We start from the raw sequence: 448 nt of genomic DNA, 5'->3' as shown, positions 1-448 counted from the left end.
AACATCACCACGGCATCCAGTTCCAAACCTAACCTGTAACTGTTTCCGCTGTTTCGCCTAATTGGAGATCCTACATCATTCAGCTCTCCCGTGAGCACAAGTTGATTGCGGTAGTCCATGTAGTAAAGATTGGAATTCAGCTGAAATTTTTCTGAAGCATATCTCCAGCCCAATTCATAATCATTCAGTTCTTCGGGTTCTGGATTGCCGGCCTCGTAATCTGTACGATTTGGTTCCCGGTGTGCACGGGCGAAGGAGAAATACAGGCGGCTGGATCCAGAAAATCTATAAGTTAATCCGGCTTTTGGGTTAAAGAAAGTATGAGCATCATCAACAATAAAAGGTACATTTTCTTCCTCTACTCCGTCAACTTCGTAATGTATTCTTCTCAATTGCAGGTCTCCATATAAACTCAATTTTTCTGATACTTCAATAGTGGCTTTTGAGA

General features: G+C 42.2%; 1 protein-coding gene. It reads right to left on the bottom strand.

Annotation, left to right across the window (positions count from 1 at the left end; translation table 11 throughout):
- Positions 1–416 (bottom strand): TonB-dependent receptor domain-containing protein (locus HC175_RS18645; protein WP_317172363.1); only part of this gene is annotated, 416 nt, incomplete at its 3' end.
- Positions 417–448 lie beyond the last annotated feature (32 nt).

The sequence above is a fragment of the Salinimicrobium oceani genome, from assembly GCF_012037645.1.
The sequence above is the reverse complement of the archived record's forward strand: the minus strand, read 5'-3'. Positions and strand labels throughout refer to the sequence as shown.